Below are 16,035 nucleotides of genomic sequence, written 5' to 3' on the forward strand. Positions count from 1 at the left end.
CGCGATCAACGCATCAAGGGACTCAATCCACTCCGCGGTCTCTTCCGGATCACGATCAGGCAGCTGGGCAGTCAACCCGCTGAGGATGTGTGAGGTCTCTTCTCCTGCAGCCACGTCCAACCTCTCTTCATTGAATGTCTGGGCGCTTGCTCTGTGGGGGCGCTCAAGGAATTTCGTATTGTGAGAATAAAATTCTGCAATTCGAGATTACGTCTGCCGATGGGCAGCGTCAACACGGATTACGTAACCGCAACAGTCAACTGGGAAAGGCGGGCCCAATCAACCGAATGTGACCCTCCATACACTTGTGACGCCTTGACGTGACGTGACCTGAGTCATAGAGTACTTTCACTATTCAATAACTTGTTTCCGCTTTGTGGAAACAGTACGAAGTGGAGATCCACGATGCAGACGACTTCATCAGTCGGCGTCACTGAGACTCCGGGAGACACAACAGCAGGTGGGCCCAACCACCCGGCCGTGGGCAACACGGACCTTTGCGCTATTGCTTCCGAAGCCGCAGGCCGTACCATCAGCCCGAGTCTTTACAACGTTGACCTCGCACCCACCAAGGCCGCAGGCCGCAAGTGGACGAGCTACAGCATCTTTACCCTCTGGGCCAATGACGTCCACAGCCTGGGTAACTATGCCTTCGCCATTGGTTTGTTCTCGCTCGGTCTAGGTGGCTGGCAGATCCTGGTGGCACTGGGAATTGGGGCTACCCTGCTCTTCGCCCTCTTGAACTTCTCCGGATTCATGGGCCAGAAGACCGGCGTTCCGTTCCCCGTCATGAGCCGCATCAGCTTCGGCATCCGCGGTGCGCAGATCGCCAGCCTCGTCCGTGGCGCCGTGGCTGTCGCTTGGTTCGGGATCCAGACATACCTGGCATCAGTGGTGCTTCGCGTCATGCTCGTCGCCATGGCCCCGGGCCTGAAGGATCTGGACAGCAACTCGATCCTGGGCCTTTCAACGCTGGGCTGGCTCTCCTTCGTGGCTCTCTGGATAATTCAGTTGGTCATTGTCAGCTTCGGCATGGAGATGATCCGTAAATATGAGGCCTTCGCAGGTCCCATCATCCTGGTCACCATGGCAGCGATTGCCGTGTGGGTCTTCATCGAGGCCGGCGGAGCCATCCAGTGGAGCGGCATCAAGGGACTCGAAGGCGCCGATATGTGGCTCACCATCTTCGCTGGTGGGGCATTGTGGGTTTCGATCTACGGAACGTTTGTCCTGAATTTCTGCGATTTCACCAGGTCCTCTGTGTCCAGGAAGTCCATCGTCAAGGGCAACTTCTGGGGCATCCCCATCAACATGCTGGTATTCGGTGCAATCGTGGTTGTCATGGCCGGTGGACAGTACAAGATCAATGGCACAGTCATCGAGAGCCCGTCGGACATCGTCCAGAGCATCCCAAATACTCTGTTGCTCGTCCTGGCTTGCCTTGCCTTGCTGATCCTGACCATCGCCGTGAACCTGATGGCCAACTTCGTAGCACCCGTTTATGCACTGACCAACCTCTTCCCGCGCCACCTGAACTTCCGTAAGGCGGCTTGGGTTAGCGGCACCATCGGCCTCATCATCCTGCCGTGGAACCTCTACAACAACCCGATCGTCATCGTGTACTTCCTTGGTGGCCTGGGCGCCCTGCTCGGCCCGCTGTTCGGAGTGGTCATGGCCGACTACTGGCTGGTCCGTCGGGGCAAGGTCAACGTTCCCGAGCTCTATACCGATGATCCCAAGGGCGCATACTTCTACAAGCGGGGCGTGAACCCGAAGGCCATCATTGCCATGCTCCCCGCAGCTGCCTTGGCCATCGCCATCGCCTTCATTCCAGGATTAGCTCCCGCGGCACCGTTCGCGTGGTTCATCGGAGCCGGCGTCGCTGCGCTCACGTACTTCGCTGTTGCTGACAAGAAGCAGGCTCACGAGGACGTCTCCGGCGAACCAATCGCTGTCGCCAGCACGCACTGATACAGAGGAAACCATGCGCATCCTTGTTGCAAACGTGAACACCACACAGTCCATGACCGATTCGATCGCCGCTCAGGCCCGGGCTGCTGCCGCCCCCGGCACTGAGATCGTCGGCATCACTCCACGCTTTGGTGCCGACTCCTGCGAGGGCAACTTCGAGAGCTACCTTGCCGCGATCGCTGTCATGGATGCTGTGGTCAACTATCCCGAACCTTTCGACGCCGTCATCCAGGCAGGCTACGGCGAGCACGGCCGGGAGGGGTTGCAGGAGCTCCTGGATGTCCCGGTGGTCGATATCACCGAGGCTGCTGCCAGCACTGCGATGTTCCTTGGCCATAAGTACTCGGTCGTTACTACGTTGGATCGTGCCGTCCCCCTGATTGAGGACCGCCTCAAGCTTGCCGGGCTGGAGGCACGCTGTGCCTCGGTCCGCGCCAGCGGTATGGCTGTACTGGAACTCGAGGAGCACCCGGACCGAGCAGTCGAAGCGATCGTGGGCCAGGCCGAGCAAGCTGTCCTGCAGGACAGGGCCGAGGTGATCGTCCTTGGCTGCGGTGGCATGGCTGGCCTCGACGAGCAGATCCGGCAGCGCGCCGGCGTGCCCGTTGTTGATGGTGTGGCTGCGGCCGTCACCATCGCTGAATCCTTGGTCCGGCTCGGCCTCAGCACGTCCAAAGTCCGTACCTACGCAACGCCGCGTCCGAAGACTGTCATAGGCTGGCCGATAACAGCACCCCAGCCCACTGCAGAGCGGTCCGCGGAGGCCGCTCGCTGACGCGGGTTACAGAAGCTGACGCTGGTTACAGAAGCTTAAGGCGATTTCCCGAAAGGCCACCACATGACTGACCCACGCCCGCCCGCAGACCCGAGGGTCGCCGTCGTGACCGGTGCCGGTTCCGGCATTGGGCGGGCCGTAGCCCGCCTCATGCTCGCTGATGGTTACCGTGTGGCGTTGGCAGGGCGTCGCGAAGCGCAGTTGCTGGAGACTGCGAACAACCATCCGGATGCCCTGGTGGCGCCATGCGATGTGACAGAGCCCGACGACGTCGCGCGCCTTTTCGCGGAGGTGCGGCAACGCTGGGGCCGCGTTGATGTGCTATTCAACAACGCTGGCATCTTCGGACCAGCGGGCGACGTTGGCGAAATCGACGTCGATGAGTGGGAGGCCACGTTGCGCGTCAATGTCACGGGCTCCATGCTGTGCGCCGCTGAGGCCGTGAGGACCATGAAGGCCCAGGATCCCCAGGGTGGACGCATCATCAATAACGGCTCCATCTCTGCGCATTCCCCCAGGCCCAGATCTGTTGCGTACACGGTGACGAAGCACGCGATGAGCGGCCTGACCAAGAGCATCGAGCTGGATGGCCGCGACTTCGGTATCACCTGCGGACAGATAGACATCGGCAACACCCGCACCGAGATCATGGACACCATCGGCGTTGGTTCCGGTGCCCTCCAGGCCGATGGGTCACGGAAGGTGGAGCCGATGTTCCCCGTGGCGGACGCTGCCCGTGCTGTGCTGATGATGGCCAACATGCCGGCCTCGGCCAACGTCGGTTCCCTGGTGGTGACAGCGGCGGGCATGCCGTTCATAGGCCGCGGCTAGGTCACCTGCTCCTGAGTGTGTCGTCCTGACCCTCTTTGCTTTACTCTGCCCACGGCACGCCCATCTTTTTGGGCGTGTCGTGGGTTTTTCCTTGCCAAAAGGGGTCAGGAAGGCACGGGAGCAGGGCTTCCCATCCAAATGTGACTTTCCGCAATATGGAAATTCAATTTCCCCTTGCGGAATGATGTGAGCGGGCTTACATTTTTAAACAACCCCCAAATGTGGGGCTGTTCCCAACTGATTGGTTCAGATCAATGAAGATCCCAGACTCTGCGGCGCTGAAGGCGAGTTCGGCCCCGCTGAAGAAGAAGCCACTGTATAAGTCGCTCTTTTTTCAAATCCTGATCGCCGTCGTCGCAGGTGTGCTCATCGGTCATTTCTGGCCGAACCTCGGGTCCACCCTCCGGCCGCTGGGTGATGGATTCATTCAACTCATCAAGATGATCATCGCCCCGCTGATTTTCCTCGTGATCGTCACAGGCATCTCGGCAGTCGGCGACGTCAAGGCGGTCGGAAGGGTCGGAGTCAAAGCACTCCTGTACTTCACCTGCGCCACTCTCTTCGCCCTGGTCTTCGGACTCATCGTGGGCAACATCGTCCAGCCGGGTGCCGGCCTGAACATCGATCCCTCCACGCTTTCCCAGGAAGCCGTGGACGCAAAGACCGGCCACGCGGTTCCCAAGGATGCGGCGACCTTCCTGCTGGACGTCATCCCCACCAGTGTGATCGGCGCCTTCGCCAACAACAGCCTGCTCCAGGTGCTTTTCTTCTCCGTTTTCTTCGGTGCCGCGATCGTGGTCATCGGTCGCCAGCGCTGCCTGCCGGTGATCAGCCTCATGGAGACCGTTCTGGAGCTGATCTTCAAGATCATGTCCTGGATCATGAAGGTCGCTCCGATCGGTGCCTTCGGTGCCATGGCCTTCATCATTGGCCAGTACGGGCTTGGCACGCTGGGCACGTATGCGCTTCTGATCGCATCCTGCTACGGAGCGGCCGTCGTCTTCATTGGCCTGCTGTTCCTTGTGGCCTGGGGCTTCGCCCGTGTTCCGCTGTGGCACTTCCTGAAATACACCCGCGAGGAATTCCTGCTCGCACTCGGCACGGCCTCCACTGAAGCGGTCATGCCGCGCATCATGACCAAGCTGACCAACGCTGGCTGTTCCCGGGCAACCACCGGTCTGGTGGTTCCCACCGGCTACTCCTTCAACCTTGACGGCGCAGCGATCTACCTTTCCATCTCCCTGCTCTTCCTTGCCCAGGCGTTCGGCCACCACCTGGACCTCGGTCAGCAGTTGGCCGCACTGGGTGTGCTGCTCCTGACGTCCAAAGGCATGGCGGGCGTCCCGGGCTCATCGTTCCTGGCCCTCTCGGCCACGGCTGCCGCCCTTGGCATCTTCCCGGTTGCAGGCGTAGCACTCCTCCTCGGAGCCGACCGCCTCATGGACTCCATGCGCGTCGTCGTCAACCTGCTTGGCAACTGCGTAGCCACGTTCGTTGTAGCCAAGTGGGAAGGCCAGTTCGACCGCAGCGTCATGGTCCGTGCCTTCAATGGCGAGATTACCAACGAGGATTCAGCCATCATGCTGGGCCAGGAGGAAGTATTCGAGGAACAGGAGCTCGAACGCCTCAGCGAAGGCCACCACCCCTCACCGAAATTCCGTGGAGGTCCAACCTCGGACGAGATCCCGCAATTCGAGATGAGCAAGCCAGGGCAACCAACCACCCCGGTTTGCCCTGACTAACTCCACAGTTTGTGTACAGCCAATGCCCTCAAGACGCCGTCTTGAGGGCATTGGCTGTACGCAAACCCGTTAGAGGGGAAGCAGTTCCGAGAGGTCCGCGCGTAGTCCGGACGCGGCAACGCGGCCAGCCGAAACGGCGTCTCCCCACGAGATCCGGCCGGTAACCAACTCAAGCCAGGTGGCGGCGTCGCACTCTATGACGTTTGGGGGAGTGCCGCGGGTGTGACGGGGCCCCTCCACGCACTGAGTGACGCCGAACGGAGGCACGCGGACCTCCACCGAATTGCCGGGCGCGCGGGCGGTGACTTCCTCGAGCGAGTAGCGCACGGCCAGCGCAATCAAAGAGCGCGACGGCGGTGCGGCGCCGGTTTCGCCGGAGGCGCCTTCACCCGAGGGGCCTCCAGCTGAGGGACCTCCAGTTGAGGGGCCGACGGCGGATTGCCAGGCTGCCAGCGCAGCGCGGCCCTCGTTGACGTCGATGCGGCGTCGTGCAACTGCCATGGTTTCTTTCCTTATATAACTAGGTGACTCAGTCGAGCATCGCGGATACGGCGTGGCCCAAGCGGATCTTGCCCACTGGACGCCCGCCGCCGAGCACGGGTTCCACGACGCGTTCCAGGACGTTGGAAACCGCGGGAATATCTACCGCGCCGCTTACGGCAAGCAGGGTCAAGCCCACCAGGGACGTAGCGCGGAGGTTGCCGTCCAGCATCTTGACGGCCACGGTTGCGCCGGTGGGAGTGGCGAGGACCAGAATCCCTTCGGCGCCGATCTTGGCCAGGATGTCCAGCTCTTCCATGACGATCGTGTTCGACTCGCCTTTGCCCTGGACCGCCCACGGGTAGTCCAGCATGGACGTGGCGATGGTTGCGGCGCGTGCGTTCGAGGAGGAATCGCCCGGTGATTTAGCCAGACGTGAATACGCCCGGGCCAGTCCAGTCAGCGAAATCGCCGCAACGGGTGCTCCGCAACCATCAATGCCCAAATGCGAGATCGTTTCGCCGCTGTATTCCTCGATCACGGTCCGCACGCGCTGCTGCAACGGATGATTCGGCTCAAGGTAACTGCGAAGATCCCAGCCGTTTTCCGTGCAGGCCCACAGGAAAGCCGCGTGCTTCCCGGAACAGTTGAACGCAAGCCTGCTCTGGCCGCGTTCGGAACGGACCAGCCAATTGCGGGCGGTTTCATCCTGCGGCCATGCGGTGGGGCACTGAAGCTGATCCTCGCGGACACCTGCCGCTTTGAGCATTCCCTCCACCACGTCCATGTGGTCCAGTGAACCGGTGTGGCTTCCGCAGGCCACAGCCACCTGTGCGCCCCGAAGCGGGACTCCGGACTGCATGGCTGCGAGGGCCTGGAATGGTTTCAGGGTGGAGCGGGCCAGGATGGGAGCATCGATGTCACCAAGCCGGGTGACTACGCTTCCGTCACCGGCAAGGACGACGGCAGCACCGATGTGCCGGGACTCGATAAAGCCACTGCGTTCGATGACTGCCAGTTCGACGGCGGACTCAACGTTGAACGTTTCATGCGAACTCATGGGCATGAGGCCAGTCTAGGGCGCGACGGCTGTGTTCCCTGGTCACATGCGAGGTCCGGGCGCGGTCCCGGATCCAGTCATCCGTTGCCGGGGAACCGACACAGCTTAGGCCCCGCGCCCTACACAAAGTACCCTTGAAGACTGTGAAGGTACTCGTCATTGGCCCAGGCGGCCGCGAACACGCCATTGTCCGCTCTCTGCTTGAAGATCCCAACGTTTCCGAGGTCCACGCTGCCCCGGGCAACGCGGGCATCAGCAAACTCGTTCCCACGCACGCAATTGACGGGAACAACCCGGAAGCCGTGTCCGCGCTCGCCACCAAGCTGGGCGTGGACCTGGTTGTCGTCGGTCCGGAGGCTCCCCTGGCCGCCGGTGTGTCCGACGCCGTCCGTGCAGCCGGGATTCCGGTCTTCGGACCGAGCAAGGAAGCAGCCCAGCTCGAAGCGTCCAAGGCCTTCGCCAAGCAGATCATGGCTGAGGCTGGCGTTCCCACGGCCATGGCGCGCGTTGCCACCAATGCAGAGGAAGCCGCCGACGCCCTGGCTACGTTCGGCGCTCCGCACGTTGTCAAGGACGACGGCCTCGCCGCAGGCAAGGGCGTTGTGGTCACCAACGACCGCGAGGAAGCCCTCGCGCATGCGCAGGCTTGCTTCGACGCTGGCGGAACAGTTGTCATCGAAGAATTCCTCGACGGCCCCGAAGTTTCCCTGTTCGTCCTCTGCGATGGACGCACCACCGTTCCCCTGTCTCCGGCGCAGGACTTCAAGCGCATCTACGATAACGACGAAGGCCCGAACACTGGTGGCATGGGTGCCTACACGCCGCTGGAGTGGGCTCCCGAAGGCCTGGTCCAGGAAGTTATCGACCGCGTCGCCCAGCCAACCGTGGATGAGATGGCACGCCGCGGCACGCCCTTCATCGGCGTGTTGTACTGCGGCCTTGCACTCACCTCGCGCGGTACGCGCGTCATCGAGTTCAACGTACGCTTCGGCGACCCCGAGACCCAGGCAGTCCTCGCCCGACTCAAGACTCCGCTCGGCGCGCTGCTCCTGGCAGCTGCCAAGGGCGAACTGGACACCGCGGAGGAGCTGCGCTGGTCCAAGGACACGGCAGTCGCCGTCGTCGTGGCCGCCGAAAACTATCCGGATACTCCCCGCACAGGGGATCGCATCCGCGGCCTGAAGAAGGTGGACGAGCTCGAAGGCGTCCACGTTGTCCACGCCGGCACCAAGCTGGATGAGGAAGGCAAAGTGGTTTCGGCCGGCGGTCGCGTTCTCGCAGTGGTCGCGCTCGGTTCCGATCTGGTGGAGGCCCGCGAAAAAGCGTACGACGGCGTTGAGCTGGTTCAGCTTGAAGGCTCACAGTTCCGTACGGATATCGGAGGCAAGGCCGCCCGCGGTGAAATCCGAGTGCCCTACGCAGCAACCGGAACCCTCCCGAAAGTACAGGCCTGAGCATGACTGATTCGCTCCCCACAGGCGGTTTCAAAACCGAGACCCTGCAGCTTCCGGGCTGGACGCACGTCTATTCCGGCAAGGTTCGCGACCTCTACGTCCCCACCGATGAATCCATCACGGAAAAGGTCGGCCAGGAATGCGTACTGGTGGTTGCCAGCGACCGCATCAGTGCCTACGACCACGTCCTGAGCAGCGAAATCCCTGACAAGGGCCGCATACTGACGCAGCTCAGCCTGTGGTGGTTCGATCAGCTGGATGTTGAGAACCACGTGCTGGCCTCCACGGTTGAGGGTGGCGTTCCGGCCGCCGTCGAGGGCCGGGCCATGATCTGCAAGAAGCTGGAGATGTTCCCGGTGGAGTGCATCGCCCGTGGCTACCTCACGGGTTCCGGGCTGGAGGAGTACAAGCACTCCCGTACGGTCTGCAACATCCCGCTTCCCGAGGGGCTTGTTGACGGTTCGCGCTTGGAGAAGGCACTGTTTACGCCCTCTGCCAAGGCCGACGTCGGCGAGCACGACGTCAACATCACCTATGACGACGTCGTGGCCATAGTCGGTGACGACATCGCCGCCCGCCTCAGCGAACTCACGCTGAAGATCTACACCCGCGCTGAGGAGATCGCCCGCGAACGGGGCATCATCCTTGCCGACACCAAGGTGGAGTTCGGCCTCGACACGTACACGGGCATCATCACGCTTGGCGATGAAGTCCTCACCCCGGACTCCTCCCGTTTCTGGGACGCATCCACTTATGCGCCGGGCCAGTCGCAGCCCTCGTATGACAAGCAGTACGTCCGTGACTGGCTGACCTCGGCCGAGTCCGGCTGGGACAAGTCCTCGGACACGCCTCCGCCGGCCTTGCCCGCTGAAGTCGTGGAGCGCACCCGTGCCCGCTACGTGGAAGCCTACGAGAAACTCACAGGGCGAACGTTCGCCTAACTTTGCACCAAACAGCCCCGGACCAGTTCAAGTTCACCACTGGTCCGGGGCTTTTTGTGTGTCTTCGTGGTTGGCTAGCTTGCTTCGGAGTGCGCTTCCGGGTGTGATGCAGCGGCGCGGCGTTCCGCCAGACGGATCTCCAGGACAGCATCCATTGCTTGCTGGACCCGGTCCGAGGCGCCGGCTGCACTGAAGTCGTGCTGGGCCTCTTCCAGATAGTGCAGGGCCTCCGTGGTTTCACCTGCTGCCTTCAAGGACTTCCCCAGCAACAGCGAGACCTCTCCAGCCGTGTGGCGGGCCAATACCTTGCGGTCCTTGTAGATCTCGCGAAGCTTGTCCACCGCGGCCGGAATATCGCCCGTCAGGTACAGCCAGCGTGCGCGGATGAAAGCTACTTCCAGCTGGTCCGTCTTGTTTCCCCCGACGATGGACAACGCCAGCTCGGCACGTTCAATTGCGGACAGGGTTTCGGGCTCAACAATGCCGGACGACAACCTGACAGCGGCCGATGCCTTGTTGAATCGGGCCCACAGTTCGATGTCGTTGGCAGGGGAGAGCAGCTTTGCCGCGCGCTCGTGGTGCTTGATGCCCTCAACGTAGTCGTGTCGCATGAAAGCAACGTTGCCCACCACCCACGCGACCTCGCCGGCCAGCTGGGACATGGAGTGCTCGTCCATGTGCTCGATCATGGTCAGGCAGTACTCCCATGCTTCGTCAAGCTTGCCGCTCTCCGCGAGGGCGCCGATCAACGCCCGGTGCGCGCCGATAATCAGCGTGGATCCCTTGGGCAGCTGTTCGGACAGTTGCACAGCTTTCTTTGCATGCTCGACGGCGGTGGCCAGCTGACCTTGTCCGTGACAGACTGCGGCAAGCATCTGCCATGCCCGGACGCCAAGCCCTGCCGATTCCGTCGCCATGGGGTGTTCCAACAAATGTTCGACAATTTGCTGGCATTCCTTGAGTTGGCCTTGCTTCATCACGCACTCGGCCTGCATGTAGGTCATATTCCACCAGGCGCTGTTGTTCTTCGCCTCGAGGGCGATCTGCGCGGCAGTCGCTGCATGGCTTGCTGCGAGTTGGTAGTCGCGCAGGTCCCACGCTTGCCGGGCATACAAACCAGCCAGCACGTACTCTGCATCGCTCACGGAGACAGGTTGGCTCCAGGCTTCCAACGCCTTGGGCGCTAGCTCGAGCCTGCGTGCCAGCTCTTCGATGACCTCGGCAGTAGGCTCGCGACGACCTGTTTCAAGCAGCGAAATGTAGCTCGGGGAATACAGGTTTTTGCCCAGTTCTGCCTGCGTCAACCCGCGTTCGAGCCGTTCGGCACGTAGCTTCTCGCCGAATCCGTTTCCCACGGGGTCCTCCTACAGGTGTCTTTTCACCAAAACCTTGACAGTCTCTGTGGAAAACATTTTACAATGTATGTCAACAGGGACCGTGCAATTTCCGTAACGAATCCGACTCGCATTGGGGAACATAATGTTCAAGAAAATGGCCGCTTCGGTGGCCTTGGCAGGCGCTCTCGCTTTTACGGTTGCGGCTCCCGCAGTCGTCTCTGCTGCTGCAGCGGCAGACTCCGGCTCGGTAAGTGCTATTGGCAACTGGCCCGATCCTATGAGGTCCACCACCACGTCAGGTGACACGACGTACACGACGTCGTCCATCGGCAACTGGCCGGATCCTATGTAAATCAGTAATTACTGAAGAAACCCCGGAGCGTGACGAGCGATGCTCCGGGGTTTTCTTTTGCGTTCCTGCGGGTGCTCGGGTTTGCACGCGGCCGGCGGGGATGCGTGGCTTGGACGAACGTCCGTGTCGTGGCGGCACTCAGGGCATCCCCGGACAAACAAAAATGGCGCCGATTTCTCGACGCCATTTCCTTTTTGGTCGGGATGACAGGATTTGAACCTGCGACCTCTTCGTCCCGAACGAAGCGCGCTACCAAGCTGCGCTACATCCCGATCCGCTGCGAAAGCAACTGTTCAAGGATAGCTGAATCGCTGCGGGATGCGAAATCGAGGAGGGGGTGTCGCTCCTCACACGAGCGAGTCCCGCCAGGCTCCGTGCAGCCGGGCAAACTGGCCACCACCAGTGATTAGCTCGGCCGGTGTTCCGTCCTCAACAATCCGGCCGTCGTGGACCACCAGCACCCTGTCCGCTGTCTCCACGGTGGAGAGGCGATGGGCAATGATGATGGCCGTACGGGCAGCGTTCTGGCCTGCAACACCCTCCAGAAGATGGGCGAGTCCTGCCTGCACCATCCGCTCGGAGGGAATATCGAGTGAAGACGTTGCTTCATCCAGGATCAGAACGGCAGGCGCGGCGAGGAAGGCCCTGGCGAATCCGATCAGTTGGCGCTGGCCCGAGGACACGCGGCCACCACGCTTGTTCACATCCGTGTCATATCCCTCGGGCAAGCTCAGGATAAATTCATGGGCGCCCACTGCTTTTGCCGCCGCCTCCACTTCAGCACGCGAAGCCTCCGGCCGGCCCAGCGCGATGTTCTCCGCCACGGAGCCGCTGAACAGGAAGGCTTCCTGGGTCACCATGACCACTGCGCGGCGAAGGTCGGTGGTAGCCAGATCACGGAGGTCAATGCCGTCCAAAGTGATGGCGCCTGACGTGACGTCGTAGAAGCGCGCGACGAGTTTTGCAAGAGTGGATTTGCCGGCGCCCGTCTGCCCAACCAAGGCGACGGTTTGGCCAGCCGGAATGTGAAGGTCCAGCTGGGGCACAACCACCTTGCCGTCGCTGTACCCGAACTGCACACCCTTGAAGTCGATCTCGCCGCGTGAACTCTTCAGCGGCACAGGATTTTTTGGAGGCCGGACGGTGGGTACCTCTTCGAGGAGCCCGGATACTTTCTCCAGTGCAGCCTGGGCACTCTGGAAGGAGTTGTAGAACATGGCCATCTGGTCCACCGGCTGGAAGAAGCGCTTCGTGGACAAGATGAGGGCCAGGAGTACGCCCACTGCGAGGTCACCACTGAGCACCCTGAACCCGCCGAACAACAGGACCGTCGCCACGCACACGTTGCCGATCAGGACCAGTCCCGGCTGGAAGATGCCGTTCAGGTTGATGGAGCGGACAGTGTTCTTGCGGTAGTCCTCAGCCAGGGCTCCATAGCGGTCGGCGTTCTCGCGCTCCTTGCGGAAGGCCTTCACTGCACGGATGCCGGTCATGGTTTCCACGAAGTGTACGATCAACCGCGCCGAAACCACCCGGGATTCCCGGAACGCGATCTGTGAATGCTTTTGGTACCAGCGCGCGAGTAGGAACATGGGCACACCCGCCGCAAGCATGATCAATCCGCTCCGCCAGTCCAAGGCAAATACAGTGAAGGCTGTGAAGAGCATGAACAGCATGCCCGAGGCCAGCGAGCTTACGCCGGAGTCCAGCAACTCCCGCAGCGCCTCGAGGTCCGAGGTTTGACGGGCGATGATGCGGCCGGACGTGTATTTCTCATGGAATTCAAGGCTCAACCGCTGGGTGTGCCTGAACACGCGGACCCGGAGGTCCAGAAGCATGGCTTGGCTCAATTGGGCTGTGGACGTTACGTAGAGGGCGGTCATTGCAGCGGTGGCGACTGCCGCGGCCAAGTACAAGGCACCGGCGAGTACCAACGGGCCATTGTCGCCGGCTTGCAATGCGGGCAAAGCGGTGTCGATGCCAAAGGCGATCAGGGCTGGCCCCGCCACGCGGGTGAGCTGTGAAACCACCACCATCACGATTGTCATCCAGAAACGCAACCGCACCGGGCGGATCAGCGAGCCCAGCAAGGCCAGTGACCGGCGTCGTACTGCTTTGCTGTCCGCTTTGCTCAGGAGCGTGTTGTCCTCGTTGGCGGTTCCAAAGGTTGTGGCGCTCACCGGCGGGCCTCCTCGGCGTCTTCGAGCTCGTCCAGTTCGCTGTCCAGGTCCCTCGGACCGGTATCCAGGCTTGCGATGACGTAGCGGTAGTGGGCGTTTTCAGCCAGCAGTTCCGTGTGGGTTCCGACCGCGGTGATGGTTCCGTTCTCAAGCAAGGCCACGCGGTCCGCCAATGCCACGGTCGAGGGCCGGTGCGCGACGATCAGCGTGGTGGTCTCGTGCAGTACTTCGCGCAATCTTGCTTCCACACGTTCCTCGGTGTTGACGTCCAAGGCCGAGAGAGGATCGTCCAGGACCAACACTTTCGGCTTCGCTGCGATGGCCCGGGCAAGGGCTATGCGCTGCCGCTGGCCACCTGAAAGGCTCAATCCTTCCTCACCAATCAGCGTGTCGACGCCTTCTGGCAAAGAGTACGCGAAGTGGGCTTGGGCAACGTCCAAGGCTTCATCCAGGGCTGCGTCGCTGGGCTCAGGGGAGCCGAGCAGGACGTTGTCCCGTACCGAGCTCGAGAACAGTGTGGTGTCCTCGAAAGCCACCGCAACGATGCGCCGGAGTTCCTCGATGTCGTAGTCGCGGACGTCCACACCATCTATAGTCACGGAGCCTTCGCTGACGTCATAAAGACGGGGTACCAGTTGGAGCAAGGCGCTCTTGCCGCTGCCGGTGATGCCCACCAGTGCCATGGTTTCGCCAGGACGAATATCCAGGGTGATGTCACGCAGGAGCATACCGCCGTCGTCGAATCCGAAGCCCGCGTGCTCAAAGCGCAGGGCGCCCTTCACTGTTTCCGGCACCGCAGCCTGATCCGGCGAGGTGATGGTGTTCTCGGTGTCCATGACCTCGAAGTGCCGGTCCAGCGCAGTCTTGGCAGTCAGCGCCATGGCAAGGAGCATGCCGGAAAATTCCACGGGAGTGGCCACCACGGCTGCGGTCGCGAAGAACGCAACCAGCGAGCCGATACTCAGCTGGCCGCTTGCCGCGAGCATGATGCCCACCACGAGGCCGACGCCCAGTGCCAACTCAGGCAGCAAGGTGACCACCAGCGTGAAGCCGGCTTGCTGCTTCGCCTTGGCAATCTCTGTCTGCCGCAGCTCTTCCGCTTGGCCGTTGAAATTCTCCAGCGCTTCGCGGCTGCGGCCGAAAGCCTTCAGGACGCGGATGCCGTGGACGGACTCTTCCACGGTGGTAGCAAGATCGCCCGCCTGGTCCTGGCTGAGGCGCGTGACCAGGCTGAAACGACGGCGGAAGCGAAACGAATTGACCATGATCGGCACAGCCGCGCCGAGGAAGATCAACGCCAGCTGCCAGCTCATGGAGAACATGACGCCGACGCCAATGATCACTGTCAATGTGGTGACCACCAGCATGATCGCGCCGAACGCCATCCAGCGGCGCAGGAAACTCAAGTCCGTCATGGCGCGGGACAGCAACTGCCCTGAACCCCAGCGATCATGGAAGGACACTGTGAGTTGCTGGAGGTGACCATACAGCGATACGCGCATCCTGGTCTCAACCGTGGTGGCCGGGTTGATCACGAACTGCCTCCGCAAAGCCACCAGCCCGGCTTCAGCCACACCAAGCGCAAGAATCACGACGGCGGCAATCCAGACAGCACCTGGGTCACCGCCCGGCTGAAGCGAGGTGTTGACCAATACACGCAGCACCTGGGGGATGGTCAGCGCGACGATGCTGGCGAGCAGGGCGCAGAGGAGGCCCATGAAAAGCCGGGGGAGGATGGGCCGCACATGAGGGTACAGGCGGCCGACGGATGTGAAGAATGACGTTTGTTTGGACATGCCCGCTTCTCAACAGCTGGATCTTCAGATGGTGCGGAGGTAGTTTCCCGTAGCAACTACCCTATGCCATGCCGTGATTCGTTTCACAGGACCACACTTTGCTATGTGGAAAGTTCCCCAGTTATTGGGGTTCGTAATGGTCCGTGCGTTTAGCTGCGCTTGGCGTCTAGCTGCGGGCCGTGAGGGTCAGCAAGACCGCTTCCGGGCGGCACGCGATCCGGACCGGGGCGTAGCGCGAGGTGCCAATGCCGCCTGAGACGTTCACCGGCGTCCTGAACCCGTCACTTTCCCAATCGTGGAGGCCCTTCGCCCGCCATGTCGGCAGGTCGCAGTTGGATACGAGAGCGCCGTACCCCGGGATGCAGATCTGGCCACCGTGGGTGTGTCCGGCCAGGATCAGGTCTGCTTCGGCTTCGGTGAAGTGGTCGAGGACGCGTTGGTACGGTGCATGGATGACGGCGACCCTCAGGTGGGGACGGGCATCCTGGTTCACGGTGCCGCGGGGCCAACCAGCATAACGTTCGCGCTTCAAGTGGGGATCATCGACCCCCGAGAAATCGAAACGCAGGCCGTTCAACACCACCGACTGGGCTCGGTTGGTGAGGTCGATCCAGCCCCCCATGCCGAACGCAGACCGCAACCTGGGCCAGTCGAGCTTGATGGGATCAGTCCTGAGTTTCGACGGTCCGCGGAAGTAGCCCGCCGGGTTCTTGATCCTGGGTGCGTAGTAATCGTTGGAACCCGGGACGAAGACACCGGGAAATTCCATGAGAGGCCGGAGAGCGGTGATCAGCGGATCGACGGCCTGTTCGTGGCTGAGGTTGTCGCCGGTGTTGACTACAAGATCGGGCTTCAGATCCACCAGAGACTGAAGCCACTGGGTTTTCTTGTCCTGTCCCGGAACGAAATGGATATCGCTCAGGTGCAGCACGCGGAACGGCTCCGAACCTTCGGGGAGGATGGGGAGCGTCTCATGACGGACTCCGAACTGGTCCTTTTCCCACCAACCGTAGGCAGCAGCTGCCGTGCCCGCAGCGGCACCGAGGGCAGTGGTGACGGCGAAACCGCGCCCGATAGTGCGGACGCGGTTTGCCAGGGAATCAGGGAACTGCACGG

Annotated in this window: 14 protein-coding genes and 1 tRNA gene; 7 read left to right on the forward strand and 8 right to left on the reverse strand. The window is 61.8% G+C overall.

Annotated features, from left to right (window positions below):
• A partial coding sequence (locus KSW38_RS23920; protein ID WP_487345395.1) for a hypothetical protein occupies positions 1–114 on the reverse strand: 114 nt, incomplete at its 3' end.
• 291 nt (positions 115–405) lie between these two features.
• Between KSW38_RS23920 and KSW38_RS21520 the strand changes: the two genes are divergently transcribed.
• The 4 genes from KSW38_RS21520 to KSW38_RS21535 all read left to right on the forward strand — a co-directional run bounded on the left by KSW38_RS21520 (position 406) and on the right by KSW38_RS21535 (position 5,319).
• Complete coding sequence (locus KSW38_RS21520; protein ID WP_216926997.1) at positions 406–1,971, forward strand: NCS1 family nucleobase:cation symporter-1; 1,566 nt, start codon at positions 406–408, stop codon at positions 1,969–1,971.
• A 13-nt stretch (positions 1,972–1,984) separates the two neighbouring features.
• Positions 1,985–2,746 carry an aspartate/glutamate racemase family protein gene (locus KSW38_RS21525; protein WP_216926998.1) on the forward strand — a complete coding sequence of 254 codons (762 nt, stop codon included), beginning with the start codon at positions 1,985–1,987 and terminating at the stop codon, positions 2,744–2,746.
• A gap of 63 nt (positions 2,747–2,809) precedes the next feature.
• On the forward strand, positions 2,810–3,577 hold the full coding sequence (locus KSW38_RS21530) for an SDR family oxidoreductase (RefSeq protein ID WP_216926999.1): 768 nt from the start codon (positions 2,810–2,812) through the stop codon (positions 3,575–3,577).
• Positions 3,578–3,831: 254 nt separating this feature from the next.
• A complete protein-coding gene (locus KSW38_RS21535) occupies positions 3,832–5,319 on the forward strand; it encodes a cation:dicarboxylate symporter family transporter (protein ID WP_216927000.1) in 1,488 nt (495 codons plus the stop codon).
• 69 nt (positions 5,320–5,388) lie between these two features.
• Here KSW38_RS21535 and KSW38_RS21540 read toward each other — a convergent pair whose 3' ends face one another.
• Together KSW38_RS21540 and KSW38_RS21545 are read right to left on the reverse strand one after the other, a co-directional pair.
• On the reverse strand, positions 5,389–5,820 hold the full coding sequence (locus KSW38_RS21540) for a sterol carrier family protein (protein ID WP_216927001.1): 432 nt from the start codon (positions 5,818–5,820) through the stop codon (positions 5,389–5,391).
• 28 nt (positions 5,821–5,848) lie between these two features.
• Positions 5,849–6,865, reverse strand: a complete 1,017-nt coding sequence (locus KSW38_RS21545) for an asparaginase (protein WP_216927002.1) — start codon at positions 6,863–6,865, stop codon at positions 5,849–5,851.
• 137 nt (positions 6,866–7,002) lie between these two features.
• Between KSW38_RS21545 and purD the strand changes: the two genes are divergently transcribed.
• Positions 7,003–8,313: a phosphoribosylamine--glycine ligase gene (purD, locus tag KSW38_RS21550; RefSeq protein WP_216927049.1), complete on the forward strand. Its 1,311-nt coding sequence runs from the start codon at positions 7,003–7,005 to the stop codon at positions 8,311–8,313.
• Positions 8,314–8,315: 2 nt separating this feature from the next.
• The gene (locus KSW38_RS21555; RefSeq protein ID WP_216927003.1) at positions 8,316–9,254 is read left to right on the forward strand and encodes a phosphoribosylaminoimidazolesuccinocarboxamide synthase; all 939 of its coding nucleotides are present in this window, start codon (positions 8,316–8,318) and stop codon (positions 9,252–9,254) included.
• A 74-nt stretch (positions 9,255–9,328) separates the two neighbouring features.
• On the opposite strand, the gene KSW38_RS21560 is transcribed toward KSW38_RS21555, so the two are convergent.
• Positions 9,329–10,609 (reverse strand): helix-turn-helix domain-containing protein, encoded by a 1,281-nt coding sequence (locus KSW38_RS21560; protein WP_216927004.1) that lies wholly within the window; start codon positions 10,607–10,609, stop codon positions 9,329–9,331.
• Positions 10,610–10,733: 124 nt separating this feature from the next.
• Here KSW38_RS21560 and KSW38_RS21565 point away from each other — a divergent pair, with 124 nt between their 5' ends.
• A complete protein-coding gene (locus KSW38_RS21565) occupies positions 10,734–10,943 on the forward strand; it encodes a hypothetical protein (RefSeq protein ID WP_216927005.1) in 210 nt (69 codons plus the stop codon).
• Positions 10,944–11,138: 195 nt separating this feature from the next.
• Here KSW38_RS21565 and KSW38_RS21570 read toward each other — a convergent pair.
• The 4 genes from KSW38_RS21570 to KSW38_RS21585 form a co-directional block, all read right to left on the reverse strand.
• Positions 11,139–11,215: transfer RNA gene (locus tag KSW38_RS21570), tRNA-Pro, on the reverse strand.
• A gap of 75 nt (positions 11,216–11,290) precedes the next feature.
• Positions 11,291–13,123 carry an ABC transporter ATP-binding protein gene (locus KSW38_RS21575; RefSeq protein WP_216927006.1) on the reverse strand — a complete coding sequence of 611 codons (1,833 nt, stop codon included), beginning with the start codon at positions 13,121–13,123 and terminating at the stop codon, positions 11,291–11,293.
• Positions 13,120–14,919, reverse strand: coding sequence for an ABC transporter ATP-binding protein (locus KSW38_RS21580; RefSeq protein WP_216927007.1), 1,800 nt, complete (start codon positions 14,917–14,919; stop codon positions 13,120–13,122). The genes KSW38_RS21575 and KSW38_RS21580 overlap by 4 nt, the downstream gene beginning before the upstream one ends.
• A 166-nt stretch (positions 14,920–15,085) precedes the next feature.
• Complete coding sequence (locus KSW38_RS21585; RefSeq protein WP_216927008.1) at positions 15,086–16,033, reverse strand: metallophosphoesterase; 948 nt, start codon at positions 16,031–16,033, stop codon at positions 15,086–15,088.
• Positions 16,034–16,035: the final 2 nt, after the last annotated feature.

The organism is Paenarthrobacter aromaticivorans (assembly GCF_019038615.1).
Lineage (GTDB): Bacteria > Actinomycetota > Actinomycetes > Actinomycetales > Micrococcaceae > Arthrobacter > Arthrobacter aromaticivorans.